The organism is Caloranaerobacter ferrireducens (assembly GCF_001730685.1).
GTDB classification, from domain to species: Bacteria; Bacillota; Clostridia; order Tissierellales; family Thermohalobacteraceae; genus Caloranaerobacter; species Caloranaerobacter ferrireducens.
In genome coordinates this window covers 202,371-226,648 of sequence record NZ_MDJR01000003.1, presented here as the reverse complement: position 1 = coordinate 226,648, position 24,278 = coordinate 202,371, and the positions used below count along the sequence as shown (strand labels likewise).

Sequence of the window (24,278 nt, the reverse complement as noted above, 5' to 3'; positions counted from 1 at the left end):
TTTTGCCTATATCCATAAACGGAAATTATATTTAAAATTAACCACAATTTAATAAGGTTTATAATGACTCTAGCATGTAAGCATGCCAGACAAAGTTTCAATAAAATCAACATTGATTTTTTTATTAAATATAAGATTTTATTATAATTTCCTATGGATTATAAAAAAAAGATAGTGATTTAAATCACTATCCTAATTATTCAACCTCTATAACTTCTTTATTTTTGTAATATCCACATGAACCGCAAACTCTGTGTGGTAACTTTGGTTCATGGCATTGTGGGCACTCAACTAAATTTGGTGCATACGCCTTAAAATTTGATGCTCTTCTTTTATCTCTTCTAGCTTTTGATACTTTACGCTTTGGTACTGCCATTAATAACACCTCCTTAAGTCAGTCCAATAATTCTTTTAATTTTGCAAAACGAGGATCAATAAAGTCATCTTCGCAATTACACTTTTGTAAATTTAAATTTTGACCACATTTAGGGCATAGCCCTTTACAAGCTTCATTACAAAGCGCCTTCATAGGCAAAGAAAGCAAAATAGCAGAATTTATAAACTCTTGTAAATCCACTATGCTCTCTTTGTATACAACTAAAATTTCATCAATTTCCTCTTCTGAAACATTATTATCTTGTTCAACAAGTCTTCCCAACAGAACTGTACTTACTTTATTACTAAATTCTGCTAGACATCTAGCACAATTCTCCTTATAAGTATAAGTAATTGTCGCATTTATAAATAAATCCTCGTCAGCCCTGTATATTCCACCATCTATGTTCACAGGAGCTAATAACTCAATCTCTCTACCTTTTACTGTTAAACTAGGTATATCAACATTCTTACAAAAATTAATTACTTCAACAGTTCCATCGAGAAGTTTTGAAATATCTACTTTCATTATGTTCACCTCTTGAATGTTGCCAGATTTTATTATATAAAGGTAAACCTCATTTGTCAAGAACTATATTACAGTATTTTAATATAAGTTAAAGGCAGGTAAATCCTGCCTATACTAAAGCTTTAGTCTCTCTTGCTATCATAAGTTCTTCGTTAGTAGGTACAACTAATACTTTAACCTTAGAATTTTCAGTACTTATAATAGTTTCTTTACCTCTTACTTTATTTTTCTCTTTATCTATTTCTACACCCATAAATTCTAATCCTTCACAAACAGCTTCTCTAGTTTCTGGTGAATTCTCTCCTAATCCAGCTGTAAATACAATTACATCTACTCCACCCATTATAGCTGCATATGCTCCTACATATTTTTTAACTCTGCTTGTAAACTTATCTAAGGCTAATTGTGCTCTTTCATTTCCTTTAGCAGCTGCTTCTTCTATGTCTCTAAAGTCACTGCTTACACCTGATATACCTAAAACACCTGATTTTTTATTTAGTAAGTTATTTACTTCACTAGTTGACATATTCTCTTTTTCCATTAAAAATGTTACTATTGCTGGGTCAATATCTCCACATCTTGTACCCATAGCAAGACCTTCTAATGGTGTAAAGCCCATACTTGTATCAATTGACTTACCTTTTTTAACAGCAGCTAAACTTGCTCCATTACCTAAGTGGCATGTTATGATATTTAATTCATTAATATCCTTTCCTAAAATTTCAGCAGCTCTGTTTGACACGTATTTATGTGATGTACCATGGAATCCATATTTTCTTATTCCATACTTTTCATACAGCTCATATGGAAGTGGATAGATGTATGAAGACTTTGGCATTGTTTGGTGGAATGCTGTATCAAACACACCTACCATAGGAGTATTAGGCATTAATTCTTGACATGCCTCAATTCCCATAATGTTAGGTGGGTTATGTAATGGTGCTAAATCTGCACATTCTCTTAAAACTTTTAGTACTTCATCATCAATAACTACAGAACCAGAGAACTTTTCTCCACCATGTACTACTCTGTGACCAACAGCACTTATCTCTTCCATTGATTTAATAGCACCATGCTCAGAGTCTGTAAGTGCATTTAGTACAATTTCCAAAGCTACCTTGTGATTTGACATTGGCTTCTCAATAATAACTTCTTCTTTACCTATTGTTCTGTGTTTTACTCTTGAGCCGTCAATTCCTATCCTTTCAGCTAAACCTTTTGCTAAAACCTCTTCATTAGTCATATCAATTAACTGATATTTTAAAGATGAACTACCACAGTTTATAACTAGTATCTTCATAACATACCTCCTAAAAATGATTTTGTACCAATATTCATATTATTATAATTAAAGAAAAAAATCAACCAAATACGCTATATTTTTAATATTATTGACTTAATTCGAACTTTTATATCTTTTTATATCTATTTTTTTCAAAAAATAAGTATGATATAATTTATTAGCAATTAAAATATTAAAATAAAGTTAAATTTTAAATTATTAAGTGGAGGATGTTATGAAAGTACTAGGATTAATAACAGAATACAATCCATTTCATAATGGTCATCTTTATCATTTAAAAAAATCTAAAGAAATAACAGGTTGCGATTATTCAATAAGTATAATGAGTGGCAATTTTGTACAAAGAGGAGAACCTGCTTTAGTAGATAAGTGGACTAGAGCTAAAATGGCAATTGATTCAGGTATAGACTTAGTAATAGAACTTCCTACTATATATTCTTCACAAAGTGCAGAATTTTTCGCTTACGGCTCAATTAAAATCTTGGATGGTTTAGGCATTGTAGACTGTTTATGCTTTGGAAGTGAAGTAGGCAATTTAAATGAACTAGACATAATTTCTAATATCCTTGTAGATGAAACAGAAGAATTTAAATATTTCCTAAAAAAATATCTATCAACAGGATGCACTTATCCGAAAGCAAGAAGTTTAGCCGTATCTGATTACTTAAAATCAAAAAATATTAACTCAAATAATATAAACAAAATTATTTCAAGTCCAAATAATATTTTAGCAATAGAATACTTAAAAGCTTTAAAAAAAATAAACAGTAATATAAAACCTTATACTATAAAAAGAATAAAAGCAGAATATCACGATATTAACATGACAGGTAAAATTTCTAGTGCCACTGCAATTCGTAATGAAATCTTTAGAAGCTCAAATGGAATAGAAAATATTAAAACAGCTGTTCCTAATGCTACATATTCTCATTTAAAAAAATTTTTAAACAAATATGGTTCTTTCAACAATATTGAAAATTATATACAAATTATTCAATACCATATAGCTAGATTTAATAAAGAAAGTCTAATAGATCTATTTGATATTGAAAATGGGCTTGAAAACAGAATTTTAAATTGTATAAAAGAAAACATAACTGTTAAAAATATCTTGGATTGTATCAAAACTAAAAGATATACATACACAAGATTGCAAAGGTTACTTATGCAAATGATTATTGGCTTGGATAAAAAAACTCTTTCTAAACTTTATTTGCAAGATAATTTATATATTAGAGTACTGGGCTTTAATCAAAAAGGAAAATTTCTACTTAACAAAGCTAGAAAAAAAGCTAAATTCCCTATAATAACAAAGTTTGCTAACTATAAAAAAATCAATGACGATAACTTAAACAAAATTATTGAAATAGATAAACGAGCAACTGATATTTATTTCTTAGGTCTACCAAATTATAACGGTAAAAAATTTGATTTAGACTATCTTATAAGCCCATACATAACAAAATCTTCGATTTAGATAAATTAAGGAAAATTTTGTTGAAATCCATAAACGGAAATTATATTTAAATTATCAATAATTCAATAAGGTCTATAATTTCCTATGGATTATAAAAATAGATGGATAATCTCCATCTATTTTCCTTCTATAATTCTTTTTATCTCTTCCATCTTTTCCATTGTTGCTTCATACCCCTTAGCTACACACTCTTCAACCTTATCAAATCTTGAAGGCTTTATATGTGAAACATCAGGTTCAATTAGTATATCAGCTGCTATTATCTTATCTGTTGATATTTGCCTTGACATAACATCTATTGACTGTAATATAACATCAAAAATATGATTAATTCTGCCAGGTTCACCACTGAAACCAACATCAACTGCTATTACTACATCTGCTCCCATATCTTTTACAACTGATGCTGGCACTCTATCAATTACACCACCATCTACTAATATCATATTTTCATATCTTACAGGTTCAAATATGCCCGGTATTGATATACTTGCCCTAACTGCTTTGTAAATCGGACCTTTCGTAAAAACATATTCACTAGAAGTCTTTAAATCAGTAGCAACTATAGATAATTTTTTATCTAAATCTTCTATATTTCGATTTCCAGTTAATAATTTAACTAACTCTTCTACTTTCTTTCCTTTAATAAACCCTCGTTTTGGAACAGTTAAATCAACCCATAACTTACGATCTATATTTAATGCTATATTTTCAATCATTTTAGATTTTACACCACAACAGTATACTGCTCCAATCAGAGCTCCAGCACTGCTTCCCGATACTATATCTATTTCTATATTATTTTCTTCGAGAGCTTTTAATACCCCTATATGAGCTAGTCCTCTAGCAGCGCCCGAACCTAAAGCTAAACCAATTTTCTTTTTTTCTCCCAAATTTCTCACCCCACTCAATTAAAATGCTACTATCATATTAATATATTATAACAAATATATATATACCATAACATTTATAGGAGGTCATTTATGACACAAATACTTTTTATTTTATTCCTATTTTTAACATTAATCACAATTAAAAAATCTAAATATTTATTAACTATTTTACCAGCTTTAATAACAATCTTTATAATTTTTTCGTTAGTTATATTTCCAAAAAATACAATTAACGCAGCAATAGACGGTCTAAATACATGGTTTTATATCGTTTTACCTTCATTACTTCCTTTTTTCATAAGTGCTGAAGTTTTAATAGGACTGGGAGTCGTAAATTTTATAGGAACTCTTTTAAGTCCAATCATGAAACCAATTTTTAATCTTCCTGGAGAAGCAGCTTTTCCATTTGCAATGAGTATTACTTCAGGATATCCTGTTGGTGTAAAATTAACTACAAAACTTAGAACTCAAGGAGTTTTAACAAGAATTGAAGCTCAAAGACTTATTTCATTTGCTAGCACTTCGGGACCGTTATTTATGATAGGTGCTGTAGCAGTAGGTATGTTAAAAATGCCAAATTTAGGGCTTTTGATTGCAATCCCACATTATTTAGGGGCAATTACAGTAGGTTTATTTTTTAGATATTATGGTATTAAACTTGATAAACCAAAAGTAATAAACAACAATAAAAAAAATTTAATTAAAACAGCTTTTGACGAGTTAATTTTAGCTAGAAAAAAAGATAATAGAGGTATTGGATTAATATTAGGAGATGCTGTAAAAGAATCTTTTAATACTATGTTAATCATAGGTGGATTTATCATTTTATATTCGGTTATTATTGAGATATTAAATATTACTGGTATTATTAATCTATTAAGTAGCATAATTTCTTTTATACCATTCATTTCTAATAAAGAACTAATTAAAGCTTTTATTTCGGGACTGATAGAAATGACTGTTGGATGTAAGAATATTGCCAGTATTTCTTCTGTTCCTATTTTAGTAAAACTAGTAACAATTAATTTTATCATTGCATGGAGTGGCATATCAATACATAGTCAAGCTTCAAGCTTCATATCTAAGACAGACTTAAAAATCAGTGTATATTTGTTATCAAAACTGCTTCACGGTATCTTTGCTAGTATTTATACTGTTTTAATAAGCAGTATTTTTATAAAATTACCGATAGACACACCTGTTTATGCTTCGTATGCTTACACTGATACTGCTTCTTTTGAAAAATGGTTCGATATTTTTAAATTTTCTACTATATTGCAAATATCTATACTTTCAATAATTATACTAATATCATTAATTACTAGCCTTTCAGTTATCAAAAGGAACAAAATCTTCGATTAAATAAATTGAGGTAGATTTTGTTGAAATCCATTACGGAAATTATATTTAAAATTATCCACATTTCAATATAGTTTATAATTTCCTATGGATTATAAAAAAACAACTAAAAATCTATAAAGGCTTCTCTTTAAAGAAGCCTTTATTTAAGCCCTCTTAATTCTTCTCTGTTTTTTTCAAGTGTAGTTATTATAGATTTTAGATTATCCTGTACATTTTTTAACAATTCATCTGCATATTCTCTTGCGCCTATTCTTATCTCTTTTGCGTTTGATTTAGCCTTATTTATAATCTCTTCCGCTCTTTCTTGAGCCTTTTTAGTTATTTCATCTTTTTCTATCATCTCTTCTATATGTAATCTAGCCTCATCAATAATTGTATCAGCTTCATTCTGAGCTTCTACTAAAATTCTTTGTCTCTCTTCTTTTATCCATTCTGCTTGTTTAATTTCATCCGGCAATTTTATTCTTATTTCTCTAATAATTTCTAATAATTCCTCTTTATCAACTAAAACTTTTCCAGCAAAAGGAATTGATGAGCTTCCATCTATAATATCTTCAAGCTCGTCTAATAATTTAATAACATCCATTTTCTAAGCCCCCTTTATCTTATTTAGTATTGCTTTTTCTACTTCTTTGGGTACAATATTGGAAATATCACCATTTAGTTTTGCAACCTCTTTTACCAAACTAGAACTTAAAAAAGAATACTTACTATTAGTCATAAGAAATAAAGTCTCTACATTATTATCAAGAGTTCTGTTCATCATTGCCATTTGCAGTTCATATTCAAAATCTGAAACAGCTCTTAAACCCTTTATGATAAATGATATATTTCTTTTTCTAACATACTCAACTAATAATCCAGAAAAACTATCAATCTCTACATTTTTATATTCCTTAGTAACCGCTCTCAAAAGTTCAACTCTTTCTTCAACTGTAAACATTGGTTTTTTGGATGGATTATTTAAAACTGCAACAATAACTTTTTCAAACTTTTTAGAACATCTTTCAATAATGTCTAAATGCCCATTCGTTACAGGATCAAAACTTCCAGGATATACGACAATCATTAATTTACCTCCTAAGCCCATAAAAAGTTATTTTAGTACTTCCATAATTGTTTTCTCTAACTTTTACAAACGAGATAATTTCGCTTAATAAATCTAATCTACTCTCATGCTCAATTATTATTATACCTTCTTCTTCTAATAAATTCTCAGCTGCTATAATTTCTAAAGTCGGAATTACTAAACCTTTTTCATATGGTGGATCCATAAAAATATAGTCAAATTTTACTCCTCTAGCTCCTAATTTTTTTATAGCTTTTTCAGCAGTATTTTTATAAACATAACTCTTATCTATTAAATTTGTTTTGATCAAATTTTCTTTTATAGTTTTTATACTTATAATACTATTATCTATAAAATAACATTCTTTAGCACCACGACTCAAAAATTCTATACCTATACTACCAGAGCCTGCAAATAAATCTAATACTACACAATCTTTTAAATTATTTCCTAAAATATTAAAAAGTGATTCCTTTATTCTATCTGTAGTTGGTCTAACACTTAAACCTTTAGGAACCTTTAATCTATGACCCTTAGCAGTTCCTGTAATTACACGCAAAATTATTCCTCCTTACTTCTAATAATAATATTTTAGCATATTATATTTTTTTTACAAACAAAATTATCTAACTTAGGAATAAAATCTTAGATTAAAATAAATTAAGGTAGATTTTATTGAAATCCATGAACGAAAATTATATTCAAATTTATCCATAAATAAATAAAGGAATATAATTTTCTATGGATTATAAAAATATTTATTAAGTCCTATACACAACTTAAAACAAAAAAGATGCTAAATGCATCTTTCTAATAGGTTATTTTATTAATTTAGGGAAATATCATTTAACTTCTCTTCAAATATTTCATAAATCTTTTGCTTCAAACTTGAATGTTTAGGTAAATCTAAAAACGGATCTTCTTCTAGAATCTCAAAAACTTCTTTTTGTGCTAATTTCAGCATTTTAATATCGGTAAATAAATTCGCAATTTTTAAATCAGGCAACCCATGTTGTCTTGTCCCAAAAAACTCACCTGGTCCTCTTAATTCAAGATCTTTTTCTGATATTTCAAATCCATTATTGGATTTCTCCATTATTTTCATTCTTTCAATAGAAATTTTACTTTTACTTTCATTTATAAGGATACAATATGATTGATGCTCACCTCTACCAACTCTACCACGAAGTTGATGAAGCTGAGAAAGTCCAAATCTCTCAGCATTTTCTATCACCATAATATTAGCATTAGGAATATTTACTCCTACCTCTATAACTGTTGTTGAAATAAGTATATCAATCTCTCCATTCTTAAATTTTGTCATTATAGCATCCTTTTCAGTAGCTGATAATTTCCCATGTAGCAATCCAAGTCTAAAATCTTTAAAAATGTTATCTTTTAGCTCTTCATATAATTTTATAGCTGATTGTAAATCTAACGTATCAGACTCTTCTATCAAAGGACAGACCATATAAACCTGTCTACCTTTGTTTACTTCTTTTTTAATAAAATCATATACTCTGCCTTTCATACTTGCATTTACCACATAGGTCTTCACTTTTTTCCTTCCAGGTGGCAATTCATCAATAATAGAAATATCTAGATCCCCATATAATATTAGTGCCAATGTTCTTGGTATTGGTGTCGCTGTCATAACTAAAACATCAGGATTTAATCCTTTTTGTGAAAGAGCTGACCTTTGTCTAACTCCAAATCTATGTTGTTCATCAGTAATTGCAAGCCCTAACTTATGAAACTCTACAGTTTTTTGTATTAGTGCATGCGTACCAATTACAATATCAACTGTTCCTTCCTTTATTTTCTCTAATATTTCCTTTTTTTTCTTATTAGACATACTTCCTACTAATAAACTGACTTTAATACCAAACCGTTCTAATAAACTACTCACATTTTCATAATGCTGCGTTGCTAAAATCTCTGTAGGTGCCATCATAACTGCTTGATAACCTGATTTAACTGCTTTAAACATTGCTAATACTGCAATAATAGTTTTGCCTGAACCAACATCTCCTTGTACTAATCTATTCATTGGTCTGTTTGATTCCATATCTAAACATATTTCTTCATAAACCTTTTTTTGTGCATTAGTTAGCTTAAATGGTAAAGAATCTATTAATTTATTTATTTCTGTCACTTGTGAAAATTTAATCCCTTGTGCATTTTCTACATATCTATTTCTTATAAGTCTTAACCCTAACTGCAAAATAAAAAGCTCTTCAAATACAAGTCTTTTCTTAGCTTCAATATATGAATATCTATCCTTTGGAAAATGTATATTACTTATTGCTGTATAAATTGAACATAAATTATATTTCTTTTTAATATATTCTGGCATTATATCTTCAATACAATTCAAATACTCATCTAATACTTTCTTAACTAGTTTAACCATATCGCTATTTTTTAACTTTTTAGTAAGTGGATAAATAGGAATGATTTTTCCTATTTTATCATTTTCATCTTCTCTCTCGAACACAGGATTCTGAATTTGTATTTCATTAAATACTTTTTTCACTTTTCCATTTACCTTTAATACTTCTCCTATTTTAAACTGCTTTTTAATATATTCCTGGTTAAACCATACCAAAAAAGCTAATCCTGTTTCATCTCTAACAGGTATTTTAACAATTGAAAGACCTTTTCTTGGTTTTTTCACTGAAGGTGAGCCTACAACAATAACTTTCAAATTCGCTTTTTCGTCATTTCTTACATTTATTATTTTATCCGTTTTTCTCCTGTCTTCATATGCTCTTGGAAAATAATAAAGTAAATCCTTAACTGTTTCTATATTAATCCTTTTTAATAGTTTTGCTCTTTTAGGACCTACTCCTTTTATAAATTGTATAGGTGTATTAAGGCTATTCAATCTTTTCACCTCTAATTTTACTTTCTATATGAATTAGAACAAAATCTTTGATTTAAATAAATTATAAAGAAGATTTTGTTGAAATCCTTAAATGGATTATAACAAAAAACAATAGCTAAGTAAAACTTAGCTATTGTAATTATTCTATTGAAAAAATATAATAATACAATGGTTGCCCACCATAAACAACTTCTACATCACAATCTTCAATTTCATCTTCGATAACTTCTGCTAAAGCTTCTGCTTCTTCTTCAGAAATATCCTCTCCGTAGAATATCGTAATTAAATCATTATTTTCATCAACTATATCTTTTAATAAATTAATTGAAACTTGAGTAATATCATTTCCAACTGATCTGATTTCGCCTTCACCAATTCCTATAATATCATCCTTTTTAATTTCTATATCATTTATTACTGTATCCCTAACAGCAAAAGTAACTTGTCCTGTCTTTACTGATTTAATAGATTCTATCATATTGTTAATATTCTCTTCAAGTTCCAAATCTTCATCAAAACTTAAGAGAGCTGAAATTCCTTGAGGTACACTCTTAGTTGGTAATACTTCTATATTTTCATCACTTAATTCTTTAGCTTGTTTAGCCGCTAGAATAATATTACTATTATTTGGTAATATTATTATGTTTTCTGCATTTACACTTCTTACTGCTTTTAATATGTCTTCAGTGCTTGGATTCATTGTTTGCCCACCATGTATAATAAAATCAACATTTAAATCTTTAAAAACATTTGCTATCCCTTCGCCCATAGCTACAGCTATAAAACCATATTTTTTTCTACTCAAATCTACAGCTTTCTCTTCTTCTATTATTCTATTTTTATGTTGATATCTCATATTATCAATCTTAATATTAGTTAGTTCACCTATTGCAAGTGCTTTTTCTAAAACAATCCCTGGATTATTTGTATGAATGTGAACTTTTGTAACTTCGTCATTACTTACAACAAGTAAAGAATCTCCCAGTTCCATAACTTCTTGTTTGAATTTATTTACATCCATGTTTTCACTATTAATAATAAATTCTGTGCAATAACCAAATTTAATATCTTCATCAAATCTTTCAACATTAATACTATCCTCTACTTCGATATCTATATCATCTTCAAGTAAAGCACTATCACCGATCGTTATAACATCTAAAGCACCTAGTAAAATATATAATAATCCTTTTCCACCAGCATCCACTACACCCGCTTGTTTCAAAACAGGTAACATTTCAGGTGTTTTTTTCAAAGTTATTTCACCATGTTTAATCACTTCTTCTAGAAACTTTATAATATCCTTCTCTTTTTTTGCTATTTCTAAAGCTTTTTCTGCACATTCTCTCGCTACTGTCAATATTGTACCTTCTATCGGTTTCATTACAGCTTTATAAGCAGTGTCTGAAGCTGATTTAAAAGCTTTAGCTAGTATTTCTACATCAATTCTTTCAACACCTTTTAAGCCTTTAGCGAAACCTCTAAATAACTGTGATAAAATTACTCCTGAATTTCCTCTTGCTCCCATTAGAGAACCATTTGAAGCAGCTTTGGCAATATCTTCGATTTTTTCACTATTTAGGCTCTTTACCTGCTTTATTGCTGACTGCATCGTTAATGACATGTTTGTACCAGTATCTCCATCTGGTACAGGAAATACGTTAAGAGAATCTACTACTTGTTTATTTTTTTCTAATGTATTTGCTGCTCCTATAAAAATATTTTTTAGCAAAACTCCATCTATGTATTCAATTTTCAATCTTAGTACCTCCTTAACCTACTTTTGTACTCTGACACCTTGAACATTAATATTAACTTTTTCTACAGTCAAACCTGTCAAGCTCTCAATATTATATTTTACTTTCTCTATTATGTTGTTTGCAACTACTGAAATCTTTGTTCCAAATTGTACTATAACATACAAATCAATAATAATTCTATTATCCTCAGTATGAACTTTTACACCTTTTGTCAAATGCTCTCTTCTTAATAACTCTACCAAACCCTCGGTTGCATTTCGACTTGCCATACCTACTAAGCCATAACACTCCATAGCAGATAAACCTGCTATTATAGCAAGCACATTATCATCAATATTTATTGAACCAAACTTATTACTTAATTTACCTGGCATTATAATCCTCCTTTAGAACTATTATATATATATAATACCCTATTATTTTGCCTTATTCAACTTGACTTTTATAACTCAAAAGGAATTAGAACAAAATCTTCGATTTAAATAAATTGAGGAAGATTTTATTGTCTAGTATATTAATATATTAGAGTCTTTATAAATTTATTAAATATATAAATAATTTAAATATTAATCCTTAATTAAAAGACTTTTCTATTTAAACTTAGTATATTTGCATCTTTTTATTGCAAAAATAATCCTTGTTATGTTAAAATAGTAATGTTTTTATAGGGGCTTTTTAGTACTAGAACTGAGGAGGTGTTTTTATGTCAAGAGTTTGCGAAGTGTGCGGTAAAGGAAAAGTATCAGGTTTCAAAGTAAGCCACTCTAACCGTCATAATAAAAGAACTTGGTTACCAAATATCAGAAGAGTAAAAGCTATTGTTAATGGTACTCCAAAAAGAATAAGAGTTTGTACTAGATGTTTAAGATCAGGTAAAGTTGAAAGAGCTTTATAGTTTAAATGGCTTCCTAAATGTTGGAAGCCTTTTAATTTAGTTAAGTACTATACAAATACCAGCCTATCCATATTAGGCTGATTCCAATAAATGATAATATAACCCAGCTCGGTAACATATAGAAAATCAAGCTAATTAAAATAACTGATAAAACCATTATTAACGTTCTCTTTATTTTTTTCAAATGCACCACCTCTATAACATTCTATAAAATACCCATCCGATCAAAATCAATAAAACCCCCAAAAAGAAAATCCATACTGATATAGGTACAACTTGAATCACAATTATTGAACCTACAACAGCAAGCAAAACACCAATTATTTGTTTTATATTTTTCTTAAGAAATATTTTTCTCATATTAACCACTCCCTAAAGGCTACTATAATATATTTTATTCATTACAATAAATATTGTTACTACATATTTTGGATAACAAAAATGCGACCAAAGGTCGCATACTGCTTTTAATCTATAGACTTTATAACTAAACATACTCCATCTTCTACTTTAATAACTCCTGTATCAGATATTAAAATATTGCTTATGCCAAGTGTTGAACTAAATTTAATATTCTTTTTTTCTACTTCATATTCAAATCCTTTTAATGTAACGCCTAACAAATCTCCTTTAAATGGAATAATTGAAACATATTTTTTCTCATCTTTATAAAGAACTAATTCATCCTTTGTTATAAGTATTTCATTATGATCATCTATTATAGTAGCTTTAACCCCTTTTTGTAGTAAAGAATATAACAAAAATATGTTAGCTAAAGTATGATCTAATCTTGTGCCTGTAACTCCAACCAATACTATTTCATTAAAACCTTCTCCAATTACATAATCAATTGCTAATTCAGTATCTGTTTTATCTTTTTTAGTAGGGAATTTTATAAATTTAACTTTATAGCCCTTTAACCTATTCAATGTGTTTTTTTCTATAGAATCTAAATCGCCAATAACAATGCCTGGTATGCAGTCTGCTTTTACTACTAAATCCGCACCCCCATCAGCACAAACAACTAAATCAACATCTTCACATAACCTTTTTATTATATTAAGATTTTCCATATTCCCACTTGAAACTATTAAGGCTTTCATATTTCCTCCCAAGTTAACTATTTAATCTTTGGATTGGTTTATTTAATAATAGTACTAATACTAGTGATATAATCAATTCTATACCTAAATAACTTCCATTATAGATTGCTGAATATAGCCATGGATTCATACCCTCTGGAGCATACTCTGCAAAAAATATAACCCCAGACAATAAATGTGATACAAATCTACCAAATATAGCTATAAAAACTCCTATAAAAAGATTTAAATATCTGTTTTTTACTTTATTACTCAAAGATTTTGAAATACCAGCTAAACCTAAAAGTGCAAAAGCTATAGGATAATCTAATAAATATTGAATAGGATGTACAAAGTAAAGACCTAATATTGATTGAATAACACCATAAACTAAACCTACAAATAATCCTGGCATTATGCCCCATCTTAAAGCAAATATAATTATTGGTATCATACTACCTGCGGTTACAGAACCACCAAAAGGCGCTTCGTATACCTTGAGCATACTTAAAATTGAAGCAAGTGCTACCATAACTCCTCCTTCTGTTAACATTCTAATTTTCATACTTCTTTCCATAAAAATGCCTCCTTTAATCTTTTTTAATTTTAGAACAAAATCTTCGATTTAAATAAATCAAAAAGAAGATTTTGCCTGTATCCATAAACGGAAATAATATTTTAAATTATCCACAATTTAACAAGGTATATAATTCCCTATGGATTATAAAAAAATAAAAGACTTCCATAGCAAATAATGGAAGCCTTAACTGCAACACAAATAAAACATTACCACATAGGTAATGTTAAAGCTAACCACATTCCCTACGCTAGAATTACCTAGTTCAGGTTAAAGGGTCGAAACTTAAAGTTTCCTCTCAGCCGAAAAGGCTCCCCTAGTGGTATATTTAGTTTTCGCCTTTATTATAACAATAATATTTAATATTGTAAAGTAATAACTTGTTTGAATTTTTTAATCGTTTCAGCAACATCATCTGATTTAAACACAGCAGAACCTGCTACTAAGATATTTGCTCCACATTTAACAGCTTTATCTGCATTTTCTAACTTTATGCCGCCATCAACTTCAATATCAACATTTAAATTCTTTTCGTTTATTAAATCTCTCAATTTTCTTATTTTCGTTTCCATATTACTTATAAATTTTTGACCACCAAAGCCTGGATTTACAGTCATTATTAATACCATATCAATATCTTCAATTATATATTCGATAGTAGAAAGAGGCGTAGAAGGATTTAATGCAACACCAGCTTTTATGCCATAACTTTTTATTTGCTGGATAGTTCGGTGTAAATGTACTGTTGCTTCTTGATGCACAGTAATAATATCTGCTCCAGAATCAACAAATTCTTTTATATACCTTTCAGGTTCTTCAATCATCAAATGGACATCAAAAGGTAACTTAGTTACTTTTCTTAAATATTTAATAACTGGTGGTCCAATAGTAATATTAGGTACAAATCTCCCATCCATAACATCTAGGTGTATTAAATCAGCTCCGCCCTCTTCTGCCTTCTTTATTTCTTGACCTAATCTACTGAAATCTGCTGACAAAATTGATGGTGCTATTTTAACCATATCTAATACCTCCTATTTTTCCTAAGTTCCTCCAAAAACATCAGATAATTATCATATCTAGTCTTACTAATCTTATTTTCTTCAACCGCTTTCTTAACAGAGCAATCAGGTTCTTTATAATGCCTACAGCCCACAAACCTACAATCTCCACTAAACTCATTAATTTCTCTAAAATATAAACCTAAATCTTCTTCTTTCATAAAATCAATATTTAATGAGCTAAAGCCAGGAGTATCAACCACCCAACCTCCTACGTCTAACTCTAATAACTCTGCTCTTCTAGTAGTATGTCTGCCCCTATTAGTCTTATGGCTAACTTCCCCTGTTTTTAACTGCAAATCAGGCTGTATACTATTAAGTAGGGTTGATTTTCCAACTCCTGAAGGTCCTGCAAAAACTGTTATCTTATCTACTAATGTATATCTTAATTCATCAACTCCGACTCCTAAAATACAACTTGTATTAATAACTTTATATCCTGCATTCAAGTAAATACCATTTAGAAAATTTAATTCTTCTTTTGATATTAAATCTATTTTATTGAAGCAAATAACTATATCTAAATCTTTAGATTCTGCTAGAAGTAAAAATCTATCTAATAACCATAAATTTGGATCTGGACTTTTTGCTGCAAAAACTATTATAACTTGATTTACATTTGCAACAGGAGGTCTAAATAACTCAGTTTTTCTTTCAAAAATTTCTTCAATAAAACCTGTATTATCTTCACGTGAAATTCTTATTCTTACTCTATCCCCTACTAATGGAGTAATTTTCTTTTTTCTAAAAACCCCTCTAGCTCTACATTCATATACTTTATTATCAACCTTTACGTAATAAAAACCTCCTATTCCTTTAATAATTATCCCTTCTAGCATTAACTAACCTCCTTAGAAGTTAATAACTTTCTGTTCATAAAATTCTCCATCATAATATATTTCATATTTAACCTCACCTTTTCCTGAAATAGTTACAGATATTCGCTCTTCTTTGGTTTCATGAACTTTATTATATATAACCTCTTTAGATTGTCCTTGTATCTTATATATTTTCACTTCTACTTTTTCCCTATCTTGTGGAAGAGGAATAATTAACTGCAAAACTTTTTCTTGCTCTTGTATATTATCTTGTTCATCCTGAGCCACTTGATCTTTTTCATTTATATCCTCATTATTTTCTGTTAAATTATTATCATTCTGTCCTGCCGTGCTTGGCCCACTACTTACAATTAAATCAACTGTAGTATTTTCTTCAACTTCAGCCCCTGCTGGATAGCTTTGCCATACTACTAAATCCTTTGGAATATCATTATTGGACTCATATTTTACTTCTCCTAAAACAAATCCTTTAGATATAATTTCTCTCTTGGCATTTTCTAAATTTAAACCAATTAGATTAGGCATAATTACATAACTTATTTCTGGCCCTTGACTAATTACAAAATCTATTTCAGTACCCTCTGGAACCATTGATAATGGTTCAGGTTTTTGACTAATTATTATCCCTTCAGGATAAATATCACTAAACTTATAATCAATATTACCTTTTTTAAGACCAACTTCACTTAAAGCCACTTCAATATCACTAGAATATTTATTAAGTAAATCAGGCACTCTTACTAATTTCTCACCTTTACTTACAACTACTTCTATTGGATAACCTATTTTTACCTTGTCTTCAGGATCGATATTCTGTGATATGATATATCCTTCTTTATAATCTTTATTATAAACTCTTTTCTTAACAACAAACTTTAGACCTAAACTTTCAATCTTCTGCTTTGCAACATCCTCATGCAAACCAATAATTAAAGGTACATCCACTTCTTCAACAAACAAATAATCTTTAATGTATAAAAAACCTACAGCTAAAGCAGTAGTAAAGATTAATGCTAATAATATCGCAAAAATTGTTATTACTTTATTTGACTTATTCTTATTCTTTTTATTTTTATTTTTATTTTTATTCTTGTTATTACTTCTTTTATCCATAAGCATATCATCCTTTATCACTGGAATTACTCGTGTAGGTGAATCATCAAAATTATTAATTTCTATATAACTTCCATCTCTTGATTCTTTAGCTTTTTCAAGATCCTTTAATAATTCTTCAGCACTATCGTATCTCAAACTTTGGTCCTTTTCAACACATTTTAAAATGATTTTTTCTAAACTTTCTGGAATAGTCTGAACAAATTGTCTTGGAGTAACAATATCTTCTTGTATATGCTTAATAGCAACTGAAATAGGACTATCGCCTTCAAAAGGCACCCTGCCTGTAACCATTTCATACATTACTATACCTAAAGAATATATGTCTGATTTTTCATTTGTATATCCTCCTCTTGCTTGCTCAGGTGAGAAATAATGAACAGAACCAATTACATTACTAGTATTAGTAACTGTAGAAGTAGTAGCTGCTTTAGCTATTCCAAAATCTGTAACTTTGATTTTTCCATCTTCAGACACTAAAATATTATGAGGTTTTATATCTCGATGAACTATATGATTTTTATGAGCATGGCTTAATGCTCTAGCTATCTGTATAGCTATATCAATAGTTTCTTCATAACTTAATTTCCCTTTTTCTCTAATAAGTTCTTTTAATGTTTTACCTTTTACATACTCCATAACTATATAATATATATCATCCTCTACACCTACATCATAAATATTTACAATATTAGGGTGTGAAAGACTTGCAGCTGCTTGCGATTCTCTTCTAAACTTATTAATAAATTCTTCATTATTTATAAATTCAGTTCTTAATACTTTTACTGCGACATATCTATTCAATAATCTACACTTAGCTTTATATACTAAAGCCATACCTCCACTACCAATTTTCTCAACTATTTCATATCTATCTCCCAAAAGCTTACCTTTCACTATTCTCACCTCTTTTCTATTCAATTCTTATTGCTAATACTGTAGTATTATCGAAACCACCGTGTTCATTTGCTATATGTGTTAATTTGTCACAAGCTTCCTGCATATTCTCTGATAATAACATTACTCTCAAAATATCTTTATTACTAACCATATTTGATAAACCATCAGTACATAAAATAATAATATCTCCACTTAAAATATCTCTACTAATTATATCAATCTTTACTTCTTCTTCTGTACCTATAGCTCTAGTTATAATATTTTTTTGCGGATGATTAATCGCTTCTTCTTCCGTTATACTTCCATTTCTAACCAACTCAGCTACTAAAGAATGGTCTTGTGTTAGCTGGATTAAATCATTTTTTCTAATCAAATAAGCTCTACTATCTCCAACATGACCAATATATATTTTGTTATTTTTAATAAAAGCCAACGTAATAGTTGTTCCCATACCTGAAAACTTTTCATTTTCTAAAGATTGTTTGTAAATTCTATAATTTGCTTTTGATAAAGCTAAATTAATAAAATAAGGTATCTCAATTTCATTGTTTAATAGTTTATCTTTAAATTCATATAATACCTCTTTTACCGTACTTATTGCAAGCATACTGGCAACCTCACCTGCATTTTGACCACCCATACCATCAGCTACAACAAATAACGGTAACTCATCAATATCGGAACAATAGTATGAATCTTGATTAATCTCTCTTACTATACCTGTATCAGTGCAAAAACCAACATCCATATTATCCCCTCACTTTTAAAAACAAAATCTTATATTTTTGTGTGTAATAAAATAATTGTCTTTATACTTTATTCATATAATCTCTTCTTAACTGACCACAAGCTGCATTAATATCTCCACCCATTTCTCTCCTAATAGTAGTATTTATATTTCTACTTTCAAGTATCTCTTTGAATTTTAACACATTTGCATCTTTTGAAGTCTTGAAATTAGCCTCTTTTATTGGATTTAATGGTATTAAATTCACATGGCATAAGATACCTGATAGTAATTTAGTCAACTCATTAGCATGCCTTACAGAATCGTTTACACCATTAATCAATGTATATTCAAAAGTAATTCTTCTATTTGTTTTACTAACATAATACTTACAAGCATCTAATATATCTTTAATTGTATATTTATTAGCTATTGGCATAATTTTTCTTCTTTCATTATCAAATGCCGAATGTAATGATATTGATAATGTAATAGGTATCTTAAGATTCGCTAACTCATAAATCTTAGGTACTATTCCACAGGTAGAAAGAGTAATATGTCTATATCCTAAGTTTTGTCCGCTTTTACAATGTATAAGCTCCAAAAACTTTATTACATTATCAAAATTATCCAAAGGTTCCCCACTTCCCATTAAAACTATGTTACTTACTTTAACATCTAAGTCCTTTTGTATCTGATATACTTGATCAACAATCTCACCTGGTGTAAGATTTCGTACAAAACCACCTTTTGTGGAAGCACAAAACGAACATCCCATCTTACAACCAACTTGTGTAGAAATACAAACAGATATTCCATGTTTATACTTCATCATAACACTTTCTATTATATTACCATCTTCAAGTAAAAAAAGATATTTTTTTGTTTCATCAATTTTTGAATCAAATCTTTTAACTATTTGCAATTTAGTTATTTTATATTCATAATTTAGCTTGTCCTTTAATGTTTTGGAAAACTCAGTTATATCGTTTATTGAATTTATCATTCTCTGATGAATCCATTTGAAAGCTTGCTTGCCTCTAAAAGATTTTTCTCCAATACTTTCAAATAAATTCTTTAATTCATCTAATGTTAAAGATTTTAAATCTTTTTTATCCAAAAAATCCCTCCTAATTTTACTCTCCATCTTTTTATTATAGCATATTTAATCGTATAGTGATTACTAGTAAATTTTAATCAATTTTGCAATAAAAAATCCATCTGTTCCATGGATATTTGGAAAAAGTTCAATATATCCATTTTTACTGCTAATTTTTATATCATCGCACTTAATTTCTTCTATTGGAACAAGTCTATACATCGGATTTTCTGATAAAAATCTGTTAATTAGTCTTATATTTTCTTCTTTTTCTATTGTACATGTACTATATACTAAAATACCATTTTGTTTCAAATAACGGCTACTATTTTTAAGAATACTATACTGTATCTCATTAATCTCTTTTATATCTTCTAAAGTTCTATTATATTTTATTTCTGGCTTTCTTCTTATTAACCCAAATCCAGAGCATGGAGCATCTACTACACAGTAATCTATTTTTCCTACTAAGTCAGTATCTAACACTAAAGCATCAAAAACTTCCGTATTAATAATATCGATGCCTAACCTTTTTGCATTTTGCTCAACTAACTTAAGTTTATGTTCATGTATATCTCTAGCAATAATTTTGCCTTTGTTATTCATCTTCTGAGCTATATGGGTAGTTTTGCCTCCAGGTGCACTACACACATCTAAAACTAAACTATCTTCTTTAGGATTCAGTATCTGCCCTACAAGCATTGAACTTTCGTCTTGAATTTGAAAATACCCTTTATTGAATTCTTCTGTATCAGTGATTCTGATAGGATTTTCAACTATTATCCCATCGTCTGCATATTTAGTCTCATAAACTTCCAAACCCTTATTATTGAATTTTTTCATAAGTTCATCTCTACTAATTTTTAATGTGTTTACTCTTATATTTAACTTAGGCTTTTTATTATTAGCCATACATAGTGCTTCAGTAAACTCAAAACCAAATTCTTCAACCCATCTTTTAATCATCCATTCTGGATGTGAATATTTTATTGAAAGATATTTTATGGGCTCTAACTCTTTATTAGGAATTTCAATATTATTTTTATTTCGAGAAATAGTACGCAACACTCCATTAACAAAACCAATAGTTCCCTTATGGCTATATTTTTTCGCTAACTTAACTGATTCATTACATGCAGCACTATCTGGCACTTTATCCATAAAAATTATCTGATAAATTCCCATTCTTAAAATTTCTTTCACTATCGGTGATATTTTACTAAATCTAATTTTTGAATATTTTTTAATAATCCAATCTATAAATATTAAATTCTCTAATACACCATATACTAATTCTCTAATAAACAATTCATCTAGTTCATTTATATTTGATCTCAAATTCTTATTTACCGATATACTAGAGTAGGCTTTTTTCACATCTACTTCATACAGTATTTTCAAGGCAATTTCTCTTGAATTTTTCATAATGTATTTTCCCTCCATCAAAAAAATAAAGGGGCTGTCCCCTTTAATCTCGTCTATTACTTAATATTATCAATCTCAATAACTGACCAATTGCAACTAGTGTAGCAGCAACATATGTTAAAGCCGCGGCTCTTAAAACCTTTTTAACTGGACTTGCTTCTTCATAAGTTATTATACCATTTTGAAGCTGAACAAGAGCTCTATGACTTGCATTAAACTCAACAGGCAGTGTAATAATCTGAAAAGCTACTACCGCTAAATAAAGTAATATCCCTAATTGAATCAAACCATATGCATGTAAAATAAATCCAGCAAAAACTAATATCCAAACAAATCTAGCTCCAAAACTTGCCACAGGTGCAATGTTGTTTCTTAGAATTAATGGAAAATATCCATTTGCATGTTGTATTGCATGACCAACTTCATGTGCAGCTACTCCTATCGAAGCAACCGATGTTCCACTATAAACCTCTCTTGAAAGTCTTAGAACTTTATTTCTCGGGTCATAATGATCAGTGAGTCTTCCTCCGATTAGTTCAATTCTTACATCATAAAGACCATTTCTATCAAGTATCATTCTTGCAACTTGCGCTCCAGTATATCCCGAAATATTCCCTACACTAAGATACTTATTAAAAGTTGTTTGGACTTTAGCTTGAGCATACATAGCAAATATTATTGCAGGTAACACTAATATAAAAGTTGGATCTATTCCATAGTATCCATAATGATACATTTTTAAACCTCCTTAAGATAAAATTTTATAGCTTCTTCTAATCTTTTTATATTAACCCTAGTATCAAAACAAGGTCCATTAGGTCTTTTATTAATAACTCCTATTACCGGTATTTTTCTTACATCATTAATCCCACTTGCTAAATCTCTTTCACAGGCTACAGCAATAATTGCTTTTGGTCTATTCTTTTTAATCCATTCTCTAGCTAAAGTTCCACCAGTAGCAACAACTGTTTTTACATTATATTCTCTACTTAATTTTAATATATCACTTATATCACATCTACCACACATTCTACAATTATTTATATCATGTGTAATTTTATACTTACAATCTGAACTTTGTAAACAATGCGGTATAAGAATAAGAATATCTTCACTATTTATATTAATATTCTTTGTCTTTACTAATAAATTATTTATATCTGCAAAAACTCTTCTAATACTATCCTTATCCAATTTAAATACTTTAGCTATAAAAACTAGAATTGGAAATAAAGCTTTATTCATTTTTTTTAGATATTGGTAACTTATATTCGATAAGTTTTTACCAGTAGTTAAAATATAGATCAATAATATCCCTATTAAAATATTAAAAGTAAAAAATATTAAAATAATTGAAACAATCAACAATACCATTCTTGATATATCAATTGAATTGCTAAATGCCAGGTAAAAACCAAAATAAATTATTAATATTAAAGTTATAAATAATATTGATAATGTGCATATAAAACTAAACTTATCCTTTTTCATGTAATTCACTTCCAAATTATTTTAATATTATACCTGTAGGAAATTCATTACCCTTTAGATACTCTGAAACCTTCATTCTTTTCTTATTTGGAAATTGCAGTTCTTTTATAACTAAGCAATCTTTAGCTGTACTAACATAAATTCCTTCATTATTAACTTTCACAACTTGACCTATATTACCTTCTTTAGTTTCTTTACAAACTTCTGTAACAAAAACTTTGACTTTCATGCTATTATATTCAAAATAGGCACAAGGCCAAGGATTTAAGCCTCTTACTAGATTATGAATTTCAACAGCTGTTTTTTCCCAATTTATATTCCCAATAGATTTATTTAAAATTGGAGCATAGGTAGCTATACTATTATCCTGTGGGGTCCTTTCTATTTGCCCCTTTTCAATATAATGTAAAGTCTCTACAAGTAATTCTGCTCCAATTTCCTTCAATCTATCATGTAACTGACCTGCTGTTTCGTTTTCCCCTATTAAAATTTCTTTTTTAAGAAGCATATCACCTGTATCTAATCCTTTATCCATATACATAGTTGTTATTCCCGTTTTCTTTTCTCCATTAATAATTGCCCAGTTTATTGGTGCAGCTCCTCTATAATACGGTAGTAGTGAAGCATGTACATTAATGCACCCATATTTAGGTAAATTCAAGATTTCTTCTTTTAGAATTTGCCCATATGCTACAACCACTATCACATCTGGTGATATACTTTCCAATAACTCAATAGTCTCTTTTGTATTTACATTTTCTGGCTGAAACACTTTAATTCCTAACTTTTCAGCTTCTACCTTAACTGGAGGAGAAGCTAGTTTTTTTCCTCTGCCTTTAGGTCTGTCTGGTTGAGTAATTACCAAAGGTATATTATATTTACTTTCATGTATCCTTTTAAGTGTAGGTACTGCAAAATCTGGAGTTCCCATAAAAACCACTTTCATACTAACACCTCTATCTGTTTTTTTGGATAACTTTATCAACAAATAAAACACCATTTAAATGATCTATTTCATGACATAAAGCTCTAGCTAAAAGACCTGTTCCTTCAATCATTAACTCTTTTCCGTTCTCATCTAAATATTTAACTTTAACTTTATTAGGTCTTTTAACTTCTCCAGATTCTCCTGGAACACTTAAGCATCCTTCTACATCGATAACTTCACCTTCCATTGATATAATTTCTGGATTGATTAATTTAATAGGCCCTTCACCAATATCTATAACAACTACTCTTTTTAAAATTCCTACCTGCGGTGCTGCCAACCCTACTCCTTCATTTTTATACATTGTTTCTAACATATCATCTAATAATACTTTTATTCTCTCATCAATTTTGGCTACTTCTCTTGACTTTTTTCTAAGGATTGGGTCACCTATATATCTTAATTGACGAATTGCCATAATATCAC

Annotated in this window: 26 protein-coding genes and 1 riboswitch; of the genes, 3 read left to right on the top strand and 23 right to left on the bottom strand. The window is 28.9% G+C overall.

The window, feature by feature from the left end; translation table 11 throughout:
- Nucleotides 1–196 precede the first annotated feature (196 nt).
- From rpmF to BFN48_RS07225, 3 genes are all read right to left on the bottom strand, one after another.
- Nucleotides 197–376, bottom strand: coding sequence for a 50S ribosomal protein L32 (rpmF, locus tag BFN48_RS07235; protein ID WP_054870322.1), 180 nt, complete (start codon nt 374–376; stop codon nt 197–199).
- An 18-nt stretch (nt 377–394) separates the two neighbouring features.
- A complete protein-coding gene (locus tag BFN48_RS07230; RefSeq protein ID WP_069650230.1) occupies nt 395–904 on the bottom strand; it encodes a YceD family protein in 510 nt (169 codons plus the stop codon).
- Nucleotides 905–1,013: 109 nt separating this feature from the next.
- Complete coding sequence (locus BFN48_RS07225; RefSeq protein ID WP_069650229.1) at nt 1,014–2,204, bottom strand: acetate/propionate family kinase; 1,191 nt, start codon at nt 2,202–2,204, stop codon at nt 1,014–1,016.
- A gap of 217 nt (nt 2,205–2,421) precedes the next feature.
- On the opposite strand from BFN48_RS07225, the gene BFN48_RS07220 reads away from it, so the two are divergent.
- Entirely contained in the window at nt 2,422–3,684 is a 1,263-nt protein-coding gene (locus BFN48_RS07220; RefSeq protein WP_069650228.1) for a nucleotidyltransferase, read from the top strand.
- A gap of 116 nt (nt 3,685–3,800) precedes the next feature.
- On the opposite strand, the gene BFN48_RS07215 is transcribed toward BFN48_RS07220, so the two are convergent.
- Nucleotides 3,801–4,586, bottom strand: a complete 786-nt coding sequence (locus BFN48_RS07215; protein ID WP_423230244.1) for a patatin-like phospholipase family protein — start codon at nt 4,584–4,586, stop codon at nt 3,801–3,803.
- Nucleotides 4,587–4,667: 81 nt separating this feature from the next.
- On the opposite strand from BFN48_RS07215, the gene ylbJ reads away from it, so the two are divergent.
- The gene (gene ylbJ, locus BFN48_RS07210) at nt 4,668–5,939 is read left to right on the top strand and encodes a sporulation integral membrane protein YlbJ (protein ID WP_069650226.1); all 1,272 of its coding nucleotides are present in this window, start codon (nt 4,668–4,670) and stop codon (nt 5,937–5,939) included.
- Nucleotides 5,940–6,078: 139 nt separating this feature from the next.
- Here ylbJ and BFN48_RS07205 read toward each other — a convergent pair whose 3' ends face one another.
- From BFN48_RS07205 to BFN48_RS07180, 6 genes are all read right to left on the bottom strand, one after another.
- Complete coding sequence (locus tag BFN48_RS07205) at nt 6,079–6,525, bottom strand: ATPase (protein ID WP_069650225.1); 447 nt, start codon at nt 6,523–6,525, stop codon at nt 6,079–6,081.
- A 3-nt stretch (nt 6,526–6,528) separates the two neighbouring features.
- On the bottom strand, nt 6,529–7,008 hold the full coding sequence (gene coaD, locus BFN48_RS07200) for a pantetheine-phosphate adenylyltransferase (protein WP_083238847.1): 480 nt from the start codon (nt 7,006–7,008) through the stop codon (nt 6,529–6,531).
- A 4-nt stretch (nt 7,009–7,012) separates the two neighbouring features.
- A complete protein-coding gene (rsmD, locus tag BFN48_RS07195) occupies nt 7,013–7,567 on the bottom strand; it encodes a 16S rRNA (guanine(966)-N(2))-methyltransferase RsmD (RefSeq protein ID WP_069650223.1) in 555 nt (184 codons plus the stop codon).
- Nucleotides 7,568–7,834: 267 nt separating this feature from the next.
- Nucleotides 7,835–9,895 carry an ATP-dependent DNA helicase RecG gene (recG, locus tag BFN48_RS07190; RefSeq protein WP_069650222.1) on the bottom strand — a complete coding sequence of 687 codons (2,061 nt, stop codon included), beginning with the start codon at nt 9,893–9,895 and terminating at the stop codon, nt 7,835–7,837.
- Between the two features lie 139 nt (nt 9,896–10,034).
- Nucleotides 10,035–11,654 (bottom strand): DAK2 domain-containing protein, encoded by a 1,620-nt coding sequence (locus tag BFN48_RS07185; protein WP_141706136.1) that lies wholly within the window; start codon nt 11,652–11,654, stop codon nt 10,035–10,037.
- An 18-nt stretch (nt 11,655–11,672) separates the two neighbouring features.
- Nucleotides 11,673–12,029, bottom strand: a complete 357-nt coding sequence (locus BFN48_RS07180) for an Asp23/Gls24 family envelope stress response protein (protein WP_069650221.1) — start codon at nt 12,027–12,029, stop codon at nt 11,673–11,675.
- Nucleotides 12,030–12,358: 329 nt separating this feature from the next.
- Here BFN48_RS07180 and rpmB point away from each other — a divergent pair, with 329 nt between their 5' ends.
- Nucleotides 12,359–12,550, top strand: coding sequence for a 50S ribosomal protein L28 (rpmB, locus tag BFN48_RS07175; RefSeq protein WP_069650220.1), 192 nt, complete (start codon nt 12,359–12,361; stop codon nt 12,548–12,550).
- A 195-nt stretch (nt 12,551–12,745) separates the two neighbouring features.
- Here the strand turns inward: rpmB and BFN48_RS12450 are convergent, their stop codons facing one another.
- From BFN48_RS12450 to def, 13 genes are all read right to left on the bottom strand, one after another.
- Nucleotides 12,746–12,910 (bottom strand): hypothetical protein, encoded by a 165-nt coding sequence (locus BFN48_RS12450; RefSeq protein ID WP_176718845.1) that lies wholly within the window; start codon nt 12,908–12,910, stop codon nt 12,746–12,748.
- A gap of 107 nt (nt 12,911–13,017) precedes the next feature.
- Entirely contained in the window at nt 13,018–13,653 is a 636-nt protein-coding gene (locus tag BFN48_RS07170) for a thiamine diphosphokinase (RefSeq protein WP_069650219.1), read from the bottom strand.
- A 13-nt stretch (nt 13,654–13,666) separates the two neighbouring features.
- Nucleotides 13,667–14,209: an energy-coupled thiamine transporter ThiT gene (gene thiT, locus BFN48_RS07165; RefSeq protein ID WP_069650218.1), complete on the bottom strand. Its 543-nt coding sequence runs from the start codon at nt 14,207–14,209 to the stop codon at nt 13,667–13,669.
- Nucleotides 14,210–14,433: 224 nt separating this feature from the next.
- Nucleotides 14,434–14,537, bottom strand: a riboswitch (TPP riboswitch).
- A 31-nt stretch (nt 14,538–14,568) separates the two neighbouring features.
- Nucleotides 14,569–15,231 (bottom strand): ribulose-phosphate 3-epimerase, encoded by a 663-nt coding sequence (gene rpe / locus BFN48_RS07160; RefSeq protein ID WP_069650217.1) that lies wholly within the window; start codon nt 15,229–15,231, stop codon nt 14,569–14,571.
- A 2-nt stretch (nt 15,232–15,233) separates the two neighbouring features.
- On the bottom strand, nt 15,234–16,109 hold the full coding sequence (gene rsgA, locus BFN48_RS07155; RefSeq protein WP_069650216.1) for a ribosome small subunit-dependent GTPase A: 876 nt from the start codon (nt 16,107–16,109) through the stop codon (nt 15,234–15,236).
- Between the two features lie 12 nt (nt 16,110–16,121).
- Nucleotides 16,122–18,119: a Stk1 family PASTA domain-containing Ser/Thr kinase gene (gene pknB, locus BFN48_RS07150; protein ID WP_069650215.1), complete on the bottom strand. Its 1,998-nt coding sequence runs from the start codon at nt 18,117–18,119 to the stop codon at nt 16,122–16,124.
- 16 nt (nt 18,120–18,135) lie between these two features.
- A complete protein-coding gene (locus tag BFN48_RS07145; protein WP_069650214.1) occupies nt 18,136–18,870 on the bottom strand; it encodes a Stp1/IreP family PP2C-type Ser/Thr phosphatase in 735 nt (244 codons plus the stop codon).
- A 61-nt stretch (nt 18,871–18,931) separates the two neighbouring features.
- A complete protein-coding gene (rlmN, locus tag BFN48_RS07140) occupies nt 18,932–19,969 on the bottom strand; it encodes a dual-specificity RNA methyltransferase RlmN (RefSeq protein WP_176718844.1) in 1,038 nt (345 codons plus the stop codon).
- Between the two features lie 63 nt (nt 19,970–20,032).
- Entirely contained in the window at nt 20,033–21,373 is a 1,341-nt protein-coding gene (gene rsmB, locus BFN48_RS07135; protein ID WP_242863237.1) for a 16S rRNA (cytosine(967)-C(5))-methyltransferase RsmB, read from the bottom strand.
- A gap of 43 nt (nt 21,374–21,416) precedes the next feature.
- Nucleotides 21,417–22,109 carry a zinc metallopeptidase gene (locus tag BFN48_RS07130; RefSeq protein WP_069650211.1) on the bottom strand — a complete coding sequence of 231 codons (693 nt, stop codon included), beginning with the start codon at nt 22,107–22,109 and terminating at the stop codon, nt 21,417–21,419.
- A 2-nt stretch (nt 22,110–22,111) separates the two neighbouring features.
- Entirely contained in the window at nt 22,112–22,864 is a 753-nt protein-coding gene (locus BFN48_RS07125; protein WP_069650210.1) for a DUF116 domain-containing protein, read from the bottom strand.
- 16 nt (nt 22,865–22,880) lie between these two features.
- Complete coding sequence (gene fmt / locus BFN48_RS07120; protein WP_069650245.1) at nt 22,881–23,810, bottom strand: methionyl-tRNA formyltransferase; 930 nt, start codon at nt 23,808–23,810, stop codon at nt 22,881–22,883.
- Nucleotides 23,811–23,820: 10 nt separating this feature from the next.
- A complete protein-coding gene (gene def, locus BFN48_RS07115) occupies nt 23,821–24,270 on the bottom strand; it encodes a peptide deformylase (protein WP_069650209.1) in 450 nt (149 codons plus the stop codon).
- Nucleotides 24,271–24,278: the final 8 nt, after the last annotated feature.